Raw genomic sequence first — 19087 nt, forward strand, 5'->3', positions numbered from 1 at the left:
CATCAGTGTTGGACGCGCATCAGTGCGGCTTCTAGCGTGTGAGCTGGACCACGTACCCGATGGAGGAGCCGACTGTGACCGACACGCGAGAGACCCCCGAGCGCAGCACCACCCGGCCGACCAGCGGGCTCACCGCGCCCGACGCGGCCGTTCGTGCGCTCGCGCCCGGGGCCGCCACTATCGATCGCATCGCGGACGTCACCCTGCGCTCCGTCGTTCTCCCTCTGACAACACCGATCAGCGACGCGAAAGTGCTGACCGGACGGCAGAAGCCGATGACGGAGGTGGTGTTCCTCTTCGTCGAGATACGCACCGAGCAGGGGCACGAGGGCATCGGGTTCAGCTACTCCAAACGTGCCGGCGGCCCTGCGCAGTTCGCCCACGCGCGAGAGATCGCGCCTGTGCTGATCGGTCAGGATCCCAGTGACATCGGTAAGATCTGGAGCTCTCTCGTCTGGGCCGGTGCCTCCGTCGGTCGCAGCGGCGTCGCCACCCAGGCGATCGCGGCCGTCGACATCGCACTGTGGGACCTGAAGGCGAAGCGCGCCGGGCTCCCGCTCGCGAAACTCATCGGCTCCACCCGTGATGCCGTGCAGACGTACAACACGTCCGGCGGCTTCCTGCACACCCCGATCGAGGAGGTGCTGGAGAACGCGACCGCGTCTCTCGCGGCCGGCATCGGCGGTATCAAACTGAAGGTGGGACAGCCGGACTGGCGCCAGGACATCGCTCGGGTGACCGCAGTGCGCGAGCACCTGGGTGACGACGTGCCCCTGATGGTCGACGCGAACCAGCAGTGGGACCGACCGACGGCGACCCGGATGTGCCGCATTCTCGAACAGTTCGATCTGGTGTGGATCGAGGAACCACTCGACGCCTACGACGCCGAGGGCCACGCCATGCTCGCGCGGACCTTCGACACGTCCATCGCGACCGGTGAGATGCTGGCCAGTGTCGGCGAGCACGTGCGCCTGATCGAGGCCGGGTCCGTCGACATCATCCAGCCCGACGCGCCGCGCATCGGTGGGATCACGCAGTTCCTGAAGCTCGCAGGACTCGCCGAGCATCACGGCCTGCAGATGGCGCCGCACTTCGCGATGGAGATCCACCTGCATCTCGCGGCTGCCTATCCTCTGCAGACCTGGGTGGAGCACTTCGACTGGTTGGATCCGCTGTTCGAGGAGCACCTGGAGACGCGGGACGGGCGGATGCACCTGTCCGAACGTCCTGGCCTCGGCTTCACCCTGAGCGAGCAGGCGCACGCGTGGACCGTGGCGGAGGTGCACGTCGATCGCTGAAGAGTGACCGGCGTCACCTTGTCGGACAGCCTATTGCCCAGATCACACCTGAAGGAATATGTTGTGCTCCGCAACATACAACCGAAGGGACGATCGATGCAGAACACAAGGCTCGCCCTCACCGCGGCGGGTATCGGTCTGGTCATGGCACTCACCGCGTGTGGCAGCAACTCCAGCAGCGACAGCGGCAGCGGAGACTCCGGCGGATCCGGCAACGGCGGCACCAAGGTCGGCGTCATCCTGCCCGACACCAAGTCGTCCGCACGCTACGAGTCGCAGGACCGACCGCTCCTGCAGAAGGCGCTGAGCGACGCGGGTCTCGATCCGATCATCCAGAACGCGGAGGGCGACACCACCAAGTTCTCGTCCATCGCCGACTCGATGATCAGCCAGGGTGCGAAGGTCATCCTGATGAGCAATCTCTCGTCCGAGTCCGGTGCCGCCGTGCAGAAGAAGGCCACCGAAGCGGGCGTCGCCACCATCGACTACGACCGACTCACCCTCGGCGGCTCGGCCGACTACTACGTCTCCTTCGACAGCACCACCGTCGGCAACCTGCAGGGTCAGGGCCTGGTGGACTGCGTGGGCGCGAAGCCCGGCGCGCAGATCATCCAGATCAACGGCTCGCCGACCGACAACAACGCCACGCTGTTCAAGGCCGGCGCGCTCGAGGTGCTGCAGCCGAAGTACGACTCCGGCGACCTGCGCCTCGCGGGCGACCAGGCCATCCCCGAGTGGGACAACCAGGTCGGCGGCACCACCTTCGAGCAGCTGCTCACCGCCAACGGCGGCAAGGTCGACGGCGTTCTCGCCGCCAACGACGGACTCGCGGGCGCCGTCATCACGGTCCTGCAGAAGAACGGCCTGAACGGCACCGTGCCGGTCACCGGTCAGGACGCCACCGAGGACGGACTGAAGGCCGTGCTCCGCGGCGACCAGTGCATGACCGTCTACAAGGACGTCGAGAAGGAGGCGGCCGCTGCCGCCGAGCTCGCCATCGACCTCGCCAAGGGTGACACCGCCGCTGCCGACGCCAAGGCGACGGCGACGTCGGAGGACCCCGAGGGCAACCGTCAGGTGAAGTCGGTCCTCCTGGACCCGGTCACCATCACGCGCGACAACGTCAAGGTCGCCGTCGACGGCGGCGCCGTCTCGGCGGACGCGTTGTGCAGTGGCGACGTGGCTCAGGCCTGCGCGGACGCGGGGATCTCCTGACCACCATGACCGCCGCGGGAGAGCCCGTCCTGCAGTTGCAGGGCATCAACAAGAGTTTCGGTCCGGTGCACGTCCTGCACGACGTCGATCTGACGATCAGGGCAGGAGAGGTCACCGCACTGGTCGGTGACAACGGCGCGGGCAAGTCCACGCTGATCAAGTGCATCGCCGGAATTCACGGCACCGACTCCGGCGAGGTCCGCTTCGGCGGCGAGCCGGTGTCGGTGTCGAATCCGAAAGAGGCTGCGGCGCTGGGTATCGAGGTCGTGTACCAGGACCTCGCCCTGTGCGACAACCTCGACATCGTGCAGAACATGTTCCTCGGCCGTGAGCGTACGGCCAAGGGTCTGCTCGACGAGGCATCGATGGAACAGGCGGCGCGCGACACCCTCGCGTCGCTGTCGGTGCGCACCGTCAAGTCGGTGCGCACCCCGGTCGCGTCGCTGTCCGGTGGACAGCGGCAGACCGTCGCCATCGCCAAGTCGGTGCTCTGGGAGTCGAAGGTGGTGCTGCTCGACGAGCCCACGGCCGCACTGGGAGTCGCGCAGACGCGGCAGGTCCTCGACCTCGTTCGCCGCCTGGCGGACTCGGGTGTGGGAGTGCTGCTCATCAGCCACAACATGAACGACGTCGTCGAGGTGTCCGACTCCGTCGCCGCCCTGTTCCTGGGGCGGATGGCGGCGCAGGTGCGCACGGCGGACGTGTCCGTCGGACGCATCGTCGAGCTCATCACGACCGGCCGCAGCGGTGACCTCGGTCTTCCGTCGGCCGAGGCGAAGGCGGTGACGATATGACCGCCGCACCCGAACAGGACCGCGCCCGGTCCGACTTCTCGATGGACACCGATCGGCGATCGTTCGGCGACGCCGGACGCGACTACGTGGCACGACTGCGCGGCGGCGAGCTGGGGGCACTGCCCGCACTTGCCGGGCTGGTCGTCCTGCTCGTCGTGTTCTCGTCGCTGTCGGGGCAGTTCCTCACCCTCAACAACGTGGCCAATCTGCTCACCCAGGGAGCGGCCACCGCGTTGATCGGCATGGGGCTGGTGTTCGTGCTCCTCCTCGGTGAGATCGACCTCTCCGCCGGCACCGGCTCCGGTGTGGCGGCGGCGATTCTCGCCCTGCACTACACGGAGGGGGGAAACCTGCTCGGCGGCATGGGAACCGGTGTGTTCCTGACGTTCTGCGCCGTTCTGGTGGTGGCCGGAGTGCTCGCGGCGATCACGCGACTGTGGGCGGCCATCGTGCCGGCCGCGATCGCACTCGCCATCGCGCTGCTCGGGGTGCCCGCGAATCCGTGGATCGAGATCGTGCTGGCGATCTGCGTCGGTGCCTCGATCGGCTGCCTCACCGGGTTCCTCGTCTCCCGCGTCGGCATCCCGTCGTTCGTGGTCACGCTGGCACTGTTCCTCGCCTGGGGCGGTGTGGTGCTGCAGCTGATCGGTGAGGGCGGCACCCTCGGAATCTCCGACAACACCGTGCTCTTCGCGGTGGCCAACCGGTCGCTCCCGGTGTGGGCGAGTTGGGTGCTGTTCGCGGTGGTCGTCGGCGGATTCGCGGCGATCAACCTCTCGCGCCAGCGCACTCGGCTGAAGCAGGGACTGACGGCTCCCCCGACGTCGCTGTTGCTGGTCAAGATCGCGGCACTGACGGTGTTCGCCGCCCTCGCCACGTGGGCGATGACGGTGAACCGCAGCCCCAACCCGGCGGTGCTCTCCATCGCCGGTGTGCCGTACGTCGTTCCGATCGTGCTCTTCGTGTTGGTGCTCGCCACGTTCGTCCTCGACCGGACGTCCTACGGTCGGCACGTCTACGCGGTGGGTGGCAACGCGGAGGCGTCGCGGCGAGCGGGTATCGACGTCCGGCGCATCCGCATGAGTGTCTTCGTGGTCAGCTCGACCATCGCGGCACTCGGCGCCATCGTGGCAGCGTCCAAGGTCGGATCCGTGGATCCGCAGGCGGGTGGTGGCAACACGCTGCTGTTCGCCGTCGGCGCCGCCGTCATCGGTGGAACGTCGCTCTTCGGTGGACGTGGTCGCGTGCGGGACGCGGTGATCGGTGCTGCCGTCATCGCGGTGATCGACAACGGACTGCGCCTGCAGGGGCAGTCCGCGGCGGTGGTCTCCATCGTCACCGGTCTCGTGCTGTTGCTCGCGGCCAGTGTCGACGCACTGTCGCGTCGACGAGCTCCGACTGGTCGGTGACAGGCCGACCGGCTCGTTCCGCCCTCGTCCGTAGTGTCCACCTCGGTGGGGCTCGGACGAGGGCGGAACTCGCGGAGGACCTCTCGCTGAACCGGAGCACCGTCAAGACTCTCGTCGACGACCTCGTCGCCGACGGCCTGGTCTCCGAACATCCGTCGTCCGGTGGCGGGGCCGGCCGGCCGTCGCTGGTGGTCGACCCCATCCCGTCCGCCGCCTGGGTACTCGCGGTCGACGCGGCCGTCGACTGGCTGTCCGTCTCCGCGATCGGCTGGGGCGCAGCGGTTCTGGCGGATCTCGACTACGAGGCGGGAGCGGGCCCGGACCCGGCGGACCTGGTGCGCCGCATCGCCGATGCCGCGACCGAGCTCACCCATCGGGTGGGATCGGCCCCGCGTGCAGTGTGTGTCGCCGTACCCGGTCTCGTGCGGTCGGCCGACGGTCTCGTGCGCGTCGCACCCAACCTCGGCTGGACCGACGTTCCGCTCGGTCGTCTGATCGGTGAGGCGGTCGGGGTGCGGTGCATCGTCGCCAACGAGTCCGATCTGGGAGTGGTCGCGGAACACACCCGCGGATGCGCCCGCGGCGTGGACGACGTGGTCTACCTCTTCGCGGAGTTCGGTGTGGGTGCCGGAATACTCAGCGCCGGATCACTTCTCGGCGGTTCCGGTGGCTACGCCGGCGAGGTGGGACACATGCGGACCGCCGCCGGCGGGGGCCTCTGCAGCTGCGGAAGCAACGGGTGCTGGGAGCTGTCCGTCGGGCAGGACGCACTGCGCCGGGCACTCGCGATGCCGGAACCCGCGACGCCGTCCGCGATCGGGCGCGCACTGGCCGACGTCGCCGCCGCCGGGGGTGCCCTGCCGGAGAGCTACATCGAGGCACTGGAGACGGGCGTCTGCACCATCGTCACGATGGTGGACCCCCGCGTCGTCGTGTTCGGCGGCCTCTTCGCCGACGTTCTCCGGGTGCCCTCGGCGATGGCACGCATCACCGAGGGCGTGGGGGAGTGCCTGGTCGGACGCCAGCACGGGGTGGAACTGCACGTCTCGGGCCTGGGTCGGCGGATCTCGGTGATCGGTGCCGCCGAGCTGGCCTTCGCCGAGGTGCTGCAGCGGCTGTAGTGGGCCTTCGGCCCCCGTGAGCCTTGTGCGTGTCCAGGGATGCGCACAACGCTCGCGGGCGTCAGCGCACCGACGACTCCACGGTGGCGCGGGCTCCGCGAGTGTGCAGGGAGTCGAGAGCCGACGTGTAGGCGTCGACGAAGCGCGGATCGTCCACCAGATCCCCGAACAACTCCCGGTTCCGCACGAACGCGAGGGGGTCCTCGCGCTGCTGCCGAGCCAGCGGGGTGAGCGTGTCCTTCAGACGGTCGACGATCTCGATGGGCTCACCCTGCTCGTCGACACCCTCGGCGTAGCGCGCCCAGCTCGCGATCACCGTGGCGGACAGTGCGACCGGCCCTCCGGACTCGAGGTTCGTGCGTACCACCGGGACCAGCCACTTCGGGATCCGGTCCGACGACTCGGCGCAGAGCCGGGCCACGGTGTCCCGGATCTCCGGATTGGAGAAGCGCTCGATCAGCGTCTTCTTGTACTCGGCCAGGTCGATTCCGGGAACCGGCTGCAGCGTGGGAGTGGCTTCCTCGTCCATGTAGCGCAACAGGAACTCGGCGAACAGTGCGTCCTGCGTGACGTCGTGCACGAGCCGGTAGCCACTGAGGTATCCGACGTAGCAGAGGGCCTGATGGCTCGCGTTGAGCAGACGCAGCTTCATCAGCTCGTACGGTGTGACGTCGTCGACGACCTGCACGCCCACGTCCTCGAACGGCGGCCGGCCGAGGGTGAAGTGATCCTCCAGCGCCCACTGGGTGAACGGCTCCGCGGCCACGGGCCACCGGTCCGCGAGGTCGTACCGTGAGGCGAGCTGGTCGACGACGTCGGGTGTGGTGACGGGCGTGATGCGGTCGACCATGGAGTTGGGGAACTGCGCGGTGTCCGTGATCCACTGTGCCAGTGCGGGATCCTTCAGGCGGGCGAACGCGGTGAAGGTCGATCGGGCGATGTGTCCGTTGCCCTCGATGTTGTCGCACGACATGATGGTGAACGGCGCGAGCCCGCGATCCTTCCGGCGGGACAACGCCTCGCACACCAGTCCGAAGGTCGTGCCCGGTACCGCATCGGGTGCCAGATCCGCTCGCACAGCCGGGTTCTCGGCGTCGAACTCGCCCGTGGTGGCAGAGAAGTTGTAGCCGCCCTCGGTGACGGTGAGAGAGACGATGCGGGTGTCGGCGTGGGCGAGCTTCTCGATCACCGCCTCGGGATCGTCCGGCGCGAAGAGGTACTCGGTGATGGATCCGATGACCGAAGTGTCCCACGAGCCGTCGGAGTGCCGCAGTGCCAGGGTGTAGAGACAGTCCTGGGCGTCCATGACGTCCTTCATACGGCGATCACCCGGCAGCACGCCCACGCCGCAGATGCCCCAGCTCGACGCGGACTCGAAGTCGGTGCGGAGCAGCCGGTCCACGTACATCGCCTGGTGCGCACGGTGGAAGCCGCCGACGCCGAAGTGGACGATCCCGGTGGTGATCGCCGAGCGGTCGTACCGTGGCACGTCCACGTCGTCGGGAAGCTGGGCGAGGGTGGCGGCGGACAGCTTCACGAGAGGGTCTCCTGACTGGGTGTCACGGTGACGACAGCCTTGATGCTGCCGTCGGTGCGGTCGTGATTCAGTGCGTCCTCGACATGATCCAGGTCGAACCGACCCGTCACCATGCTGTCGAGCTCGACTCGTCCGGTGCGGACGAGTTCCAGTGCTGTGGGCCAGGTGTCGGCATAGCGGAAGACGCCGGTGACCCACAGTTCCCGGTTCTGGATCACCGACACGGGTATCGGGTACGCGTCTCCGCCCATGCCCACGAGCACCACTCTGCCCGCAGGGCGCACGGCGCGCATCCCGTCCTGCACTGCGCGGGGTGCGCCCGACGCGTCGACGAACGCGTCGACGTCGAGGTCGTGCACCGACTCGTCCGCCGGGTCGATCACGCGGGTCGCCCCGTACCGGGTGGCGTTGGCGTGGCGGTCGGCCGAGATGTCCGACACGACGATCTCCGTGGCGCCGAAGGCGCGTGCGACCTGCGCCGTGAGCACTCCGACCGGCCCGGCGCCCGCGATCAACACTCGCGAGCCGCCGGTGATCCCGGCCTTGCGTGCGGTCGCGATGGCCACCGACAGGGGCTCGAAGAGGGCCGCGGCGTCGTCGGACACGGCGTCGGGTACGTCGTGCGCGAACGTGGATCCGATAGTCACGTACTCACAGAGGGCACCGTCCACGGGAGGGGTCGCATAGAACTCCATGTGGGGGCACAGGTTGTAGTGGCCCGATCGGGTCTCGCGACTGTCGGGATCGGGTCGTTGCGGCTCGATGGACACTCGCGACCCGACTCGCCGAGGGGAGACGCCGTCACCGACGGCGACGATCACACCCGACGCCTCGTGGCCCAGAACGAGCGGCGACTCGACGACGAAGTCGCCGATGCGACCCTCGCGGTAGTAGTGCGCATCCGATCCGCAGACCCCGACGGATGCCACCCGGACGAGGACGTCACCTGCCTTCGGCGTCGGCACAGGTCGCGTCTGCGTCTCGATGTGTCCCGGTTCGGTGAGAACTGCGGCACGCATGGAATCGACTGTTGTGTGGATCACACCTGGATGTTAGCTTAAGTGAGCAGATGAACACTAGGTGAGCAGATGCTCACCTCGACGACCGGGAGCGACATTGTGACGACGCCGAGTTCGAGCGACGAGCTGAGGCTCGCGCTGCGTGCGGCGACGATGTACCACGTCGAGGGCGCGACCCAGGCGGAGATCGCCACCAAGCTCGGTGTCTCCCGTCCCACGGCAGGTCGACTCGTCGCTCGGGCTCGGGCGAACGGGCTCGTGCGCATCGAGATCCACGTGCCCGAGGAGATCAGCGGATCGGTGCACACCGATCTCGAACGTCGACTCGAGGAGCGGTACGGCCTGGACGAGGCGCTGGTGGTCACGTCGACCATCGACGACGCCGGCGGTCGGTACGACGCGGTGGGGCGCGCCGCGTCGGGCATCCTCACCCGGCGCGTGCAGCCCGCTCACACACTCGGTTTCACGTGGGGGCCGGAGACGGTCGCGGTGGCGCAGTCGCTCCAGGGACGCGGCAGCCGCTGCGCCCGCGTGGTGCAGCTGGACGGATCCATGAGCACCGCGGACTACCAGACCGGTGTCGACTTCGTCCTCACCCGCTGCGCCGAGCAACTGCAGGCGACGCCGATGCGGCTCAACGCCCCTCTCTACGCCGACCCGGCGACAGTCGTCGCGCTGCAACAGGACTCGCTGATGTCCAAGGCGCTCGACGCCGGACGCACCGCGGACCTCATGTTCTTCGGACTGGGCCCGGTGTCGACGTCGACGACGCTGTTCGAGGGAAGCTTCCTCGACGCCGACCTCCTGTCCGAACTCGATCGACTCGGTGCGGTCGGTGAGATCGGCGGTCGGTTCTTCGACTCCGACGGCGCCGACGTCGACAGCTCACTGACCGACCGCACGGTCTCGGTGCCGCTGGACGACATCCGGAACTGCGCCACCACGCTCCTCATCTCCGGCGGTGCGCGCAAGCACGCCGCGATCCGGGCCGCTCTGCGCGGCCGTCTCGCCACCGTGCTGGTGACCGATATCGCCTGTGCTCTGGACCTTCTCGACGAGCACGGCAGCAACCCCATGAAGGAATCGAGGTAGTACCGACGTGACATCACGATTCGTCCCACTCGCCGCCCTCGCCGCAGCCACCGTGCTGACGGCGAGCGGCTGCGCGGGCGCGGGATCGTTCGGAGGTGACGGTGGCGGCACGACCATCACCGTGGCCATCGTCTCCAACTCGCAGATGTCCGACGCGATCTCGCTCGCACCGGAGTTCGAGGCCGAGAACCCGGGTGTGAACCTGAAGTTCGTCTCGCTGTCCGAGAACGAGGCGCGCGCGAAGATCACGGCGTCGGTGGCCACGGGCGGTGGTGAGTTCGACGTGGTGATGATCAGCAACTACGAGACGCCGCAATGGGCCGAGAACGGGTGGCTCACCAATCTGTCCGAGTACGCGCAGGCCACACCGGGATACGACGAGGACGATTTCATCCCGTCTCTCAAGGAGTCGCTGTCCTACGAGGGAAGCATGTACTCGGTGCCGTTCTACGGTGAGTCGTCCTTCCTCATGTACCGCAAGGACCTGATGGAGGAAGCAGGCATCACGATGCCGGCCGAGCCCACCTGGGACCAGGTGGCCGAGGCCGCCGCGACACTCGACCGTCCGGGCATGTCCGGCATCTGCCTGCGTGGCAAGCCCGGCTGGGGCGAGGTGCTCGCGCCCCTCGACACCGTCATCAACGCCTTCGGCGGCCGGTGGTACGACGAGAACTGGAACGCGCAACTCGACAGTCCGCAGGTCGAGGAAGCCGTGCAGTTCTACGTCGACCTGGTCCGGTCGCACGGACAGGCCGGCGCGGCGACGAGCGGCTTCAGCGAGTGCGGAACGCAACTCGCGCAGGGCAACACGGCCATGTGGTACGACGCCACCTCGGCGGTGTCGGTGCTCGAGGACCCCACGTCGAGCAACGTCGTCGGCAAGATCGGGTACGCCAAGGCCCCGTCGGCGGCAAAGGGCGACAACGGCTGGCTGTACTCCTGGTCGCTCGGCATCCCGACGACGTCGGAGAGCCCGGACGACGCCTGGAAGTTCGTGTCGTGGATGACGAACAAGGAGTACCTGAAGAAGGTCGGCACCGAGCTCGGCTGGGAGCGGGTGCCACCGGGAAGCCGGTTGTCCACCTACGAGATCCCGGAGTACAAGGAGGCGTCGGCCGCCTTCGGTCAGGTCACGCTCGACTCGATAAACAATGCCGATCCGCTGAACCCGACGGTCGATCCGGTGCCGTACACCGGCGTCCAGTTCCTCACCATCCCCGAGTTCCAGGATCTCGGCACTCGGGTCAGTCAGCAGATCAGCGCCGCCGTGGCAGGACAGATCAGCGTCCAGGACGCGCTCGCTCAAGCGCAGCAGTACGCCGAGGTGGTCGGCAAGACGTATCAGGAGGATCAGTGATGACCACGACCGAAGTCGGCTCGGCGAGATCCGAGACGCCGTTCGTTCCTCGCGAACGGGTGATCTCGAAGGCGGAGGGGTGGCGGCGCCGCGGTCCCCTGCTGCCGGCCATGGTCTTCGCGATCGTCGTCACGCAGATCCCGTTCCTGTTCACGCTGTACTACTCGACGCAGTCGTGGAACCTGGTGCGCCCCGGATCGCGGGAGTTCAACGGTCTGAACAACTACGTGGACGTGTTCCGGGACAGCCAGTTCCGCTCGGTCGCGTTCAACACGGTGATCATGATCGTGGGCACGGTGATCATCTCGGTGGCGCTGGGCCTGGTGCTCGCACTGCTGCTGGACCGTAAGTTCATCGGCCGCAGTCTGATCCGCACCCTGCTGATCACTCCGTTCCTCATCACCCCGGTCGCCGGTGCACTGATCTGGAAGACCACCATGTTCGACCCGGTGTTCGGCCTCATCAACTTCGTGCTCAGCCCGTTCGGGGTCGACCAGATCGACTGGGTCTCGCGGTTCCCGCTCGCCGCGGTCATGACCAACCTCGTCTGGCAGTGGACCCCCTTCATGATGCTGCTCATCCTGGCGGGACTGCAGTCGATGCCGAAGGACATCGCGGAGGCGGCGCGGGTGGACGGCGCCGGGCCCGTCGCACTGTTCCGCGAGTTGACGTTGCCGCATCTGCGACGCTTCATCGAGCTCGGAGCGGTCCTCGGCGCCATCTACCTCATCAACACCTTCGACGCCGTCTACATGATGACGTCCGGTGGCCCGGGTGTGGCGTCGTCGAACCTGCCGTTCTACATCTATCAACGAGCGTTCCTCGGCTTCGACATCGGCCAGGCCGCGGCCATGGGCGTCGTCACCGTGGTGGCCACCATCGTCGTCAGCACACTGGCGCTGCGACTGATCTTCACGAGCTTCAGCGGGAAAGAGGAGGCTGCCTGATGAGTACCACCACCGAGCGGAGCGCCGGCAGCGGAACTCCGAGCGTCACCGCGCCGATCACACGCAAGAAGCGATGGGGGCCCGGATCGATCTGGTCCTTCGTCGCCTGGGTCGCCGGCATCGCCTTCTTCTTCCCGGTCCTGTGGATGGTCATCACCGGGTTCAAGCAGGAAGCCGATGCGTACACCGCGACGCCGAAGATCTTCTTCACCCCGACCCTCGACCAGTACCGCGGCGTTCTCGAGAGCGGCATCGGCACCACGCTGCTCAACTCGGCCTTCGCGACCGTCGTGTCCACGATTCTCGTTCTGCTGCTGGGTGTCCCGGCTGCATTCGCCCTGTCGCTGCGTCCCGTGAAGAAGACGCAGGACGTGCTCTTCTTCTTCATCTCGACGAAGATGCTGCCGGTCGTGGCGGCCATCGTGCCGCTGTACGTCATCGTCGGCGACATCGGTCTGCTCGACAACATCTGGGCGCTCATCATCCTGTACACGGCGATGAATCTGCCGATCGCGGTGTGGATGATGCGGTCGTTCTTCCTCGAGGTCCCGAGCGAGTTGCTCGAGGCCGCGAGCATGGACGGGGCCTCGCTGTGGACATCGGTGCGGGAGGTCATCCTGCCGCTGGTCTCGCCCGGCATCGCGGCCACGTCGCTGATCTGTGTGATCTTCTCGTGGAACGAGTTCTTCTTCGCCGTCAACCTCACCGCCGTTCAGGCACAGACGATTCCGGTCTACCTGGTCGGCTTCATCACCGGGCAGGGCCTGTACTGGGCCCAGCTCTCCGCCGCTGCGACGTTCGCAGCCCTCCCCGTCGTCCTCGCCGGATGGTTCGCGCAGAACAAGCTCGTGCGCGGCCTGTCCTTCGGCGCCATCAAGTAGGAGAAAGAACCATGGCTGCAATCTCGTACAAGCAAGCGTCCTGCATCTACGACGGCGCCGACAAGCTGGCGGTGGACTCGCTCGACCTCGACATCCAGGACGGCGAGTTCGTCGTCCTGGTCGGCCCGTCGGGCTCCGGGAAGTCCACCGCGCTGCGGATGCTCGCCGGTCTCGAGGAGATCGACGGCGGTGCCATCGAGATCGGCGGGAAGAACATGGTCGGTGTGCCGTCCAAGGACCGCGACATCGCGATGGTGTTCCAGAACTACGCGCTCTACCCCAACAAGACCGTCGGCGAGAACATGGGCTTCGCGCTCAAGATGCGCGGGGTCAGCCTCGAGAAGCGTCAGGCCCGCGTCGCCGAGGCGGCCCGACTCCTCGACCTCACCGAATACCTGGATCGCAAGCCCGGCAAGCTCTCCGGCGGTCAGCGGCAGCGCGTCGCCATGGGCCGCGCGATCGTCCGTGAGCCCCAGGTGTTCTGCATGGACGAGCCGCTGTCGAACCTCGACGCCAAACTGCGGGTACAGACACGCACGCAGATCGCCGCGCTGCAGCGTCGGCTGGGGACGACCACCGTGTACGTCACCCACGACCAGGTCGAGGCCATGACGATGGGCGACCGCGTCGCGATCCTCAAGGACGGCAAGCTGCAGCAGTTCGCCGCACCGACCGAGCTCTACGACCACCCGGTCAACGCCTTCGTGGCCGGATTCATCGGCTCGCCGGCGATGAACCTGTTCACGGTGCCCGTCGTGTCCGGCGGCCTGAAGGTCGGTGAGCGCACCGTCCCCCTCGAGCGCGACCAGCTCACCGCCATCGCCGCCGCGGGACTCGACGAGGTGACCCTCGGCCTGCGTCCAGAACAGCTCGCGATCGGCTCCGCGGACGACGACGGACTGCTGGTCACCGTCGACCTCGTGGAGGAACTGGGCAACGAGAGCTACCTCTACGCCAGCTTCGACGACACCCGGATCCGCGCCTCGGACGGCACACCGGCCACGATCGTGGCACGCTCTCCCAGGAGGGCACCCGCGCGGATCGGCGAGAAGGTCACGCTGACCAAGCAGGAGGGCACCGCGTACCTGTTCCACCCGACCTCGGGGGAGCGGATCGGGGCCTGAGCAGCAGGGGGCAAGACTCGGGTGTGGGAACGTGCCGGGAAGACCGTTCCCACACCCGTCCACCGTCGCGGGACCTCGCATGTGAGCGTGCGGCCACAGGATCGCCGGTGATTCTGCGGATCGGCAGAGTGTTCGTCGATCGTGTGTACTCACACTCGCCTGCGGGCTGTCGGTCCCTGTGGGCGTGGTCGAGCAGCACGTCCGCCGCGTCTCGCGGGTGACTCCAGGGCCACCAGTGCTTCGCGTCGACCTCCGGGACGGTCAGGTCCGGCACCCGGCGGTCGACGTCCTGGACCGGTCGACACGTTTCAGCGCACGGCACGAGGGTAGTTCGAGGCACTCGCTCTCGACACAGGAGATTCTCATGGCCCGTGCCACCCTTGCCCACCTGCTCCACGATGTCGGACTCGCGGCCTGGTTCGGCGGAACCCTCGCCAATGCCGTCGCACTGAACGAGGCGTCGTCGAACGCCGACACCGCCGCCTCCACCGGGGCTGTCACCAACGAGGGATGGGATCGGTGGACGCCGGTGAACGCCGCGGCCATCGGTGTCCATCTCGCCGGTGCGACAGCACTGCTGAAGAACGACTACGGACGTCTGAAGGCGCAGGACGCGAGCGAGCAGTTTCGTCCCGAGGAGGTCACTCGCGGCGTAGTGTCGCGCATCATCGGCTGACCGTCCGATCCGCGAGGTCTGTCCGATTCGCAACCTGCAGGGTGGTGATGACGTGACGGCGCATTCGGACGGCGACACCGATGCGGGAGCCGACCAGCGCACTCCGCTGGTGCAACCGCCGAAGCTGCGGACCGAGGCCGATCGCGGCGCGACCCGGTTGGAGCTGTTCTTCGACCTCGCCTACGTGCTGGTCGTGCACCAACTCGCACTCGCACTGAAGGACGACCTTCGCTGGCAGGGCATCGCCGAGTTCGCGGGAATCTTCGCCGTCACGTGGTGGTCCTGGGTGACCACCACGTTGTACGCCAACAGGTTCGACACGAACGACGTCCTGTACCGATTGCTGAAACTCGCCGCCACCTTCGCCGTGGCGGTGATGGCCGCCAGTGCCGCGACGGCGGTGGGCGGCGACGGGACCGTCGCCTTCGGAGCCGGGTACATCGCGACGCGGGTGATTCTCGCCGGTCTGTATCTTCGCGCACGGCGGCACATCCCCGACGTCCGCGTCACGATCGATCTGTACCTCGCGGCCACCGGCGTCAGTATCGTGATGTGGACGGTCTCGCTGCTCACCCCGTCACCGATCACCTACCTGCTGTGGGCGGTGGGAATCATGGTGGAGGCCGCGGCGCCGTTCGCCGCGACCCACTGGGGACCGGATGTGCCGCTGCACCTCGAGCATCTGCCGGAGAGGTTCGGGCTCTTCGTCATTCTCGTTCTCGGTGAGTCGATCTCGGCTGTGGTGCTCGGGATGCACGTTACCCACTGGATGTTCTCGTCCGTCGCCGTCGCGGCACTCGGATTCACGATCGCTGCAGCCGTGTGGTGGATGTACTTCGACATCGGCGGCGCGGAGGCCAAGACGGAGATCCAGGACGACGAGCGGGTGGTGGGCAGTGGCCGTGCCGACGGGTACGTCTACGGGCACCTCCCTCTCACCCTGGGTGTCGCTCTCCTCGGCGTCGGGATCCAGCAGTACGTCCTGCATCCCGTCGGCGAACTGACCGATGCCGGGCGCTGGGCCCTGTCCGGTGGGGTGGCGCTGTTCGTCGTCGGGATCTGCGCCGTTCTCGGCTGGAGTTCTGGCGACTGGAGAACGGTGTTCCCGTGGCCGGCGCTGGCCATTCCCGTCGTCGTCGTGCTGGGTCTCGTCGACACCAGGCTCCCGTTCGCCTCGGCCATCGTCCTCGCTGTCGGCGCGATCACGGCCGTCGTCACCGGGGTGATCCGTCGGCGCCGCAGTCCGGTCGACACGACCGAGACCTGACGCCGGGGCTATCGGTCCCGGCCGGCGTGGTCGAGCAGCACGTCCGCCGCGTCTCCCGGGTGACTCCAGGGCCACCAGTGCTTCGCGTCGACCTCCAGGACGGTCAGGTCGGGGACCCAGCGGTCGACGTCCTGGACCAGATCGGGGGAGAGGAAGCGATCCTTCAGCGGAACCACGACGAGTGTGGGTACGTCGCATCGCGGTGGTGGCCCGGACAGCATGCGCCGAATGATGTTGGCGCGGTAGAGCTCGACACCGCGCTGCATGTTCAGCGGATCCGCGGCGGGAGCGGGGTCCGCGGGACCGGCCTGGACGAACAAAGTCGGAACGTACTTTCCCAGGACCGGCACGTGGAAGCCCCAGATGTACCACGACCGGGCGAGCTGACCGAGCACCGACGGCCACTGGGTGGGCCGCAGTCCGCGCCGACGCGACGTCTCGCGGAGGTGGTCGATGCTGGGACCGGAGACGGAGGTGAACGATCCGAACACCTCGGCGGCGCGGGGATCGCGCATCGGCTCCCACATCTGCACCGAACCCCAGTCGTGGGCGAAGGCGTGGACCGCTCCGCGGAGATCGGGGATCGACTGGACCACCGCATAGGTGTCGTCGGCCAGGCGTTCGATGGCGAACGACTCGGACCGTTCCGGGTGCTCGACGACGGTGCGGCCACCACCGCGCGTGTCGTAGGCGATGACGCGGGCGCGATCACCGATGGCGTCGATCATCGGGTGAAACATGGTGTGGTCGTCCGGATACCCGTGCACGAGCAGCACCGTCGTGTCCGACTCCGGATCGCCGTACTCGAACACGGCCAGTGCGGCACCCGTCGAGTGAGCGGTCCACCTGCTGTGCGGCTCGGTCATCCTGCCTCGCTCCTTCTGTACAGCGACTCTCCTCGGAGCAGTCGCGCGACGAGGTGCAGCCGCACCTCGTCCTGCTCGGGCTGCGGATGCACCACGGCGGAGAGGGCTTCCCCGTCGAGGAGGTGTACCACCGTGAAGAGCACCGTATCGAGTTCCGCCGCGGGAATCGTGCCCGCGATCGGCAGCGAGCGTCCGAGGTCGGTGATCTCCTGGTGGTAGCGCACGGTGAACGGAACGAGACGCTCCCGCAGTGCATCGTCACTCCGGGCGGCGATGAGCAGCTCGTACCAGGCACCGTTGATCGGCGCCCGGCACGCGGCGCGCAGCAACGTCAGGCAGTGCTCGACGGACGCCGAGCCGAAGCCGGACAGCCCGGCGCGGAACTCCTCGAACTGGCGCCTCCGGACCTCGTCCGCCGCGGCCACGACGAGATCGAGACGGGTGGCGAAGTGCCGGAAGAGCGCACCCGACGACACTCCCGCGCGGGTCACCACCTCGTTGACCGTCGTGGCGGCGTAACCCTTCTCGCACAGCGACGCGATGGTCGCGTCGAGGAGTCGCGCGATGGTGTCGGTGCGGCGCTCTTCCTGCGTTCGTCTCACACGGACACGGTAGTGGCCGCAGGTGTCCTCACGCCCGCTCGCAGGAATCGGCCCGCCCGCTCGGACACCCCGAACCAGGAGGCGAATCGGCCCTCGCGATACGCGACTCGTCCGCCGACGAGCGTCGCGGTGACCGCGGTGTCGTTACGGTTGACCATGCGGCTGAGACCCCCGAATTCCGGCATCGTCTCCTCGTTGTACGCGTCGACCTCGTCCGTCAGGCCGGCGGGATTCACCACGACGATGTCGGCGCGATCGCCGAGACGCAGGTGGCCGGCGTCGACGCCGTAGAAGTCGGCGAGCTCGCCGCTGAGCTTGTGAGCCGCCTGGCCGACCGTCAGGAACGACTCGCGGGCGTCGTTCACGCGCCGCAGCAGGCGGATGCCGAAGTTGTAGAACGCCATGTTGCGCAGGTGCGCCCCGGCATCGGAGAACCCCACCGTCACACCGGGCTTCGTGATCAGCTTGTCCATCTGCTTCTGGCGATGATTGGCGATGGTGGTGTGCCAGCGTAGTTTCCGGCCGTGCTCGACCACCAGGTCGAGGAAGGCGTCGACGACGTGGATCCCCTGCTCCCGTGCCAACTCTGCGATGTTCTTGCCGATGACGGACGAGTCGGGGCATTCGGTGATGATGACGTCGCCGAAGTCTCGGTGCCACACACGGGAGGAGAACTTCTTCTCGAAGTCGGCGCGGAACCAGCGTCGATACGCCTCGTCCTTCAGCAGTTCGTTACGGCCGAGCTCCTCACGAAGGTGCAGAGCTGCTCTGCCGGAACCGAATTCCTCGAAGACGACCAGGTCGATTCCGTCGGAGTAGACGTCGAACGTCGTGGGCAGGTGCTGCCAGCGGAACTGCCCCTTGCCCGGCCCGTTCACCGCAGCGGCCAGCGGACCGAAGATGTGGTGGATCCACGGCGAGGCCTTGGCGTCGGCGGCGGCCAGCAGCGAGACCTTCAGTGCGCGTCGGCCGATGCCCGTCGCGGCGCCGAGGAAGAACACCATGTCGTACTTGGTGTTCAGGTTCGGAATGCTCTGCAGCAGACGGCCGCGGCGACGCAGGATCTTGTGCAGACGCCGGAACTCCGACCACGACGCGTAGGACGACGGCAGCGAGCGCGAGCGGTATCGATCCCCGTCCAGCTTGTCCCAGGGATTGGTCATCGTGGACATGCCGAGCATGCCCGCGTCGAGTGCCTTCTCGAGAGCGTCCGCCATCTGCGCCGTCTCCTCGCGCGTCGGTCGCTGGGAGCGGTCGGTCGACCGGTCGAGTCCCATGACGTGGGCGCGCAGGTCCGAGTGCCCCACCAGCGCAGCGATGTTCGGTCCGAGCGGGAGGCGCTCGAGCGCGGCGATGTACTCCTCCGGGCCCGACCAGGTCTTGTGCGTGTCGACGGCCTTGAGCACGTGATCGCGGGGGAGGGCCTCGACGCGGCTGAACAGGTCGGCGATGTCGACGGGAGTGGAGTACAGGGTGGAGAGCGAACAGTTGCCGAGCAGCACCGTCGTCACGCCGTGGCGCACCGACTCGCTCAGGCCCGGCCCCACCAGGACCTCCGCGTCGTAGTGAGTGTGCACGTCGACGAATCCCGGCATGACCCACTGGCCGGTGGCGTCGATGACCTCGGTGTCCGGTCCGACGTCGAGCGCGTCCGAGGACACGGCACGGACCACGCCGTCGACGATGCCGACATCACGGCGAACTCCCGGCCCACCATCTCCGTCGAAGACGGTCCCGCCGCTGATCACCACATCGAAGTGCGACTCGTTCATGTGACCTCCATCACTGTGCGATGGGCTCACCGTAACTTAGAGAGTGATCACTCGCAATAGTGGGACTTCGTCCCCCGTGTGCCTTTTGCGCATCTCCGGATACGCAAAGG

General features: G+C 67.5%; 17 protein-coding genes. 12 read left to right on the forward strand and 5 right to left on the reverse strand.

Annotation, left to right across the window (positions count from 1 at the left end; genetic code table 11):
* Nucleotides 1–74 precede the first annotated feature (74 nt).
* The 5 genes from BR07_RS0114985 to BR07_RS0115005 all read left to right on the forward strand — a co-directional run bounded on the left by BR07_RS0114985 (nucleotide 75) and on the right by BR07_RS0115005 (nucleotide 5837).
* Nucleotides 75–1298: an L-talarate/galactarate dehydratase gene (locus BR07_RS0114985; RefSeq protein WP_027506147.1), complete on the forward strand. Its 1224-nt coding sequence runs from the start codon at nucleotides 75–77 to the stop codon at nucleotides 1296–1298.
* A 96-nt stretch (nucleotides 1299–1394) separates the two neighbouring features.
* On the forward strand, nucleotides 1395–2513 hold the full coding sequence (locus tag BR07_RS0114990; RefSeq protein ID WP_027506148.1) for a sugar ABC transporter substrate-binding protein: 1119 nt from the start codon (nucleotides 1395–1397) through the stop codon (nucleotides 2511–2513).
* Between the two features lie 5 nt (nucleotides 2514–2518).
* The gene (locus BR07_RS0114995; protein ID WP_037186144.1) at nucleotides 2519–3307 is read left to right on the forward strand and encodes an ATP-binding cassette domain-containing protein; all 789 of its coding nucleotides are present in this window, start codon (nucleotides 2519–2521) and stop codon (nucleotides 3305–3307) included.
* On the forward strand, nucleotides 3304–4716 hold the full coding sequence (locus tag BR07_RS0115000; protein ID WP_027506150.1) for a sugar ABC transporter permease: 1413 nt from the start codon (nucleotides 3304–3306) through the stop codon (nucleotides 4714–4716). The genes BR07_RS0114995 and BR07_RS0115000 overlap by 4 nt, the downstream gene beginning before the upstream one ends.
* Complete coding sequence (locus tag BR07_RS0115005; RefSeq protein ID WP_027506151.1) at nucleotides 4713–5837, forward strand: ROK family protein; 1125 nt, start codon at nucleotides 4713–4715, stop codon at nucleotides 5835–5837. The genes BR07_RS0115000 and BR07_RS0115005 overlap by 4 nt, the downstream gene beginning before the upstream one ends.
* Before the next feature lie 61 nt (nucleotides 5838–5898).
* Here BR07_RS0115005 and BR07_RS0115010 read toward each other — a convergent pair whose 3' ends face one another.
* Both BR07_RS0115010 and BR07_RS0115015 read right to left on the reverse strand, forming a co-directional pair.
* Entirely contained in the window at nucleotides 5899–7374 is a 1476-nt protein-coding gene (locus BR07_RS0115010) for a mannitol dehydrogenase family protein (protein WP_027506152.1), read from the reverse strand.
* Complete coding sequence (locus BR07_RS0115015; protein ID WP_027506153.1) at nucleotides 7371–8393, reverse strand: NAD(P)-dependent alcohol dehydrogenase; 1023 nt, start codon at nucleotides 8391–8393, stop codon at nucleotides 7371–7373. The genes BR07_RS0115010 and BR07_RS0115015 overlap by 4 nt, the downstream gene beginning before the upstream one ends.
* Nucleotides 8394–8462: 69 nt before the next feature.
* On the opposite strand from BR07_RS0115015, the gene BR07_RS0115020 reads away from it, so the two are divergent.
* The 7 genes from BR07_RS0115020 to BR07_RS0115050 all read left to right on the forward strand — a co-directional run bounded on the left by BR07_RS0115020 (nucleotide 8463) and on the right by BR07_RS0115050 (nucleotide 15737).
* Complete coding sequence (locus tag BR07_RS0115020; RefSeq protein WP_027506154.1) at nucleotides 8463–9485, forward strand: sugar-binding transcriptional regulator; 1023 nt, start codon at nucleotides 8463–8465, stop codon at nucleotides 9483–9485.
* Between the two features lie 7 nt (nucleotides 9486–9492).
* The gene (locus BR07_RS0115025) at nucleotides 9493–10842 is read left to right on the forward strand and encodes an ABC transporter substrate-binding protein (protein WP_027506155.1); all 1350 of its coding nucleotides are present in this window, start codon (nucleotides 9493–9495) and stop codon (nucleotides 10840–10842) included.
* Nucleotides 10842–11789 (forward strand): carbohydrate ABC transporter permease, encoded by a 948-nt coding sequence (locus BR07_RS0115030; RefSeq protein ID WP_027506156.1) that lies wholly within the window; start codon nucleotides 10842–10844, stop codon nucleotides 11787–11789. The genes BR07_RS0115025 and BR07_RS0115030 overlap by 1 nt, the downstream gene beginning before the upstream one ends.
* Entirely contained in the window at nucleotides 11789–12670 is an 882-nt protein-coding gene (locus BR07_RS0115035; protein WP_027506157.1) for a carbohydrate ABC transporter permease, read from the forward strand. The genes BR07_RS0115030 and BR07_RS0115035 overlap by 1 nt, the downstream gene beginning before the upstream one ends.
* 11 nt (nucleotides 12671–12681) lie before the next feature.
* Nucleotides 12682–13794, forward strand: a complete 1113-nt coding sequence (locus BR07_RS0115040; RefSeq protein ID WP_027506158.1) for an ABC transporter ATP-binding protein — start codon at nucleotides 12682–12684, stop codon at nucleotides 13792–13794.
* A gap of 364 nt (nucleotides 13795–14158) precedes the next feature.
* Complete coding sequence (locus tag BR07_RS24750; protein ID WP_197027812.1) at nucleotides 14159–14470, forward strand: hypothetical protein; 312 nt, start codon at nucleotides 14159–14161, stop codon at nucleotides 14468–14470.
* Nucleotides 14471–14522: 52 nt separating this feature from the next.
* Entirely contained in the window at nucleotides 14523–15737 is a 1215-nt protein-coding gene (locus BR07_RS0115050) for a low temperature requirement protein A (RefSeq protein WP_231476381.1), read from the forward strand.
* A gap of 8 nt (nucleotides 15738–15745) precedes the next feature.
* Here BR07_RS0115050 and BR07_RS24755 read toward each other — a convergent pair whose 3' ends face one another.
* The 3 genes from BR07_RS24755 to BR07_RS0115065 are packed head-to-tail and all read right to left on the reverse strand — an operon-like array spanning nucleotide 15746 to nucleotide 18977.
* Complete coding sequence (locus BR07_RS24755; protein WP_037186081.1) at nucleotides 15746–16603, reverse strand: alpha/beta fold hydrolase; 858 nt, start codon at nucleotides 16601–16603, stop codon at nucleotides 15746–15748.
* Complete coding sequence (locus BR07_RS0115060) at nucleotides 16600–17205, reverse strand: TetR/AcrR family transcriptional regulator (protein WP_027506160.1); 606 nt, start codon at nucleotides 17203–17205, stop codon at nucleotides 16600–16602. The genes BR07_RS24755 and BR07_RS0115060 overlap by 4 nt, the downstream gene beginning before the upstream one ends.
* Nucleotides 17202–18977, reverse strand: a complete 1776-nt coding sequence (locus tag BR07_RS0115065) for an N-acyl-D-amino-acid deacylase family protein (RefSeq protein WP_027506161.1) — start codon at nucleotides 18975–18977, stop codon at nucleotides 17202–17204. Before BR07_RS0115065 ends, BR07_RS0115060 begins: the two co-directional genes overlap by 4 nt.
* Nucleotides 18978–19087 lie beyond the last annotated feature (110 nt).

It is taken from the genome of Rhodococcus sp. UNC23MFCrub1.1 (assembly GCF_000686025.1).
Taxonomy (GTDB): domain Bacteria; phylum Actinomycetota; class Actinomycetes; order Mycobacteriales; family Mycobacteriaceae; genus Rhodococcoides.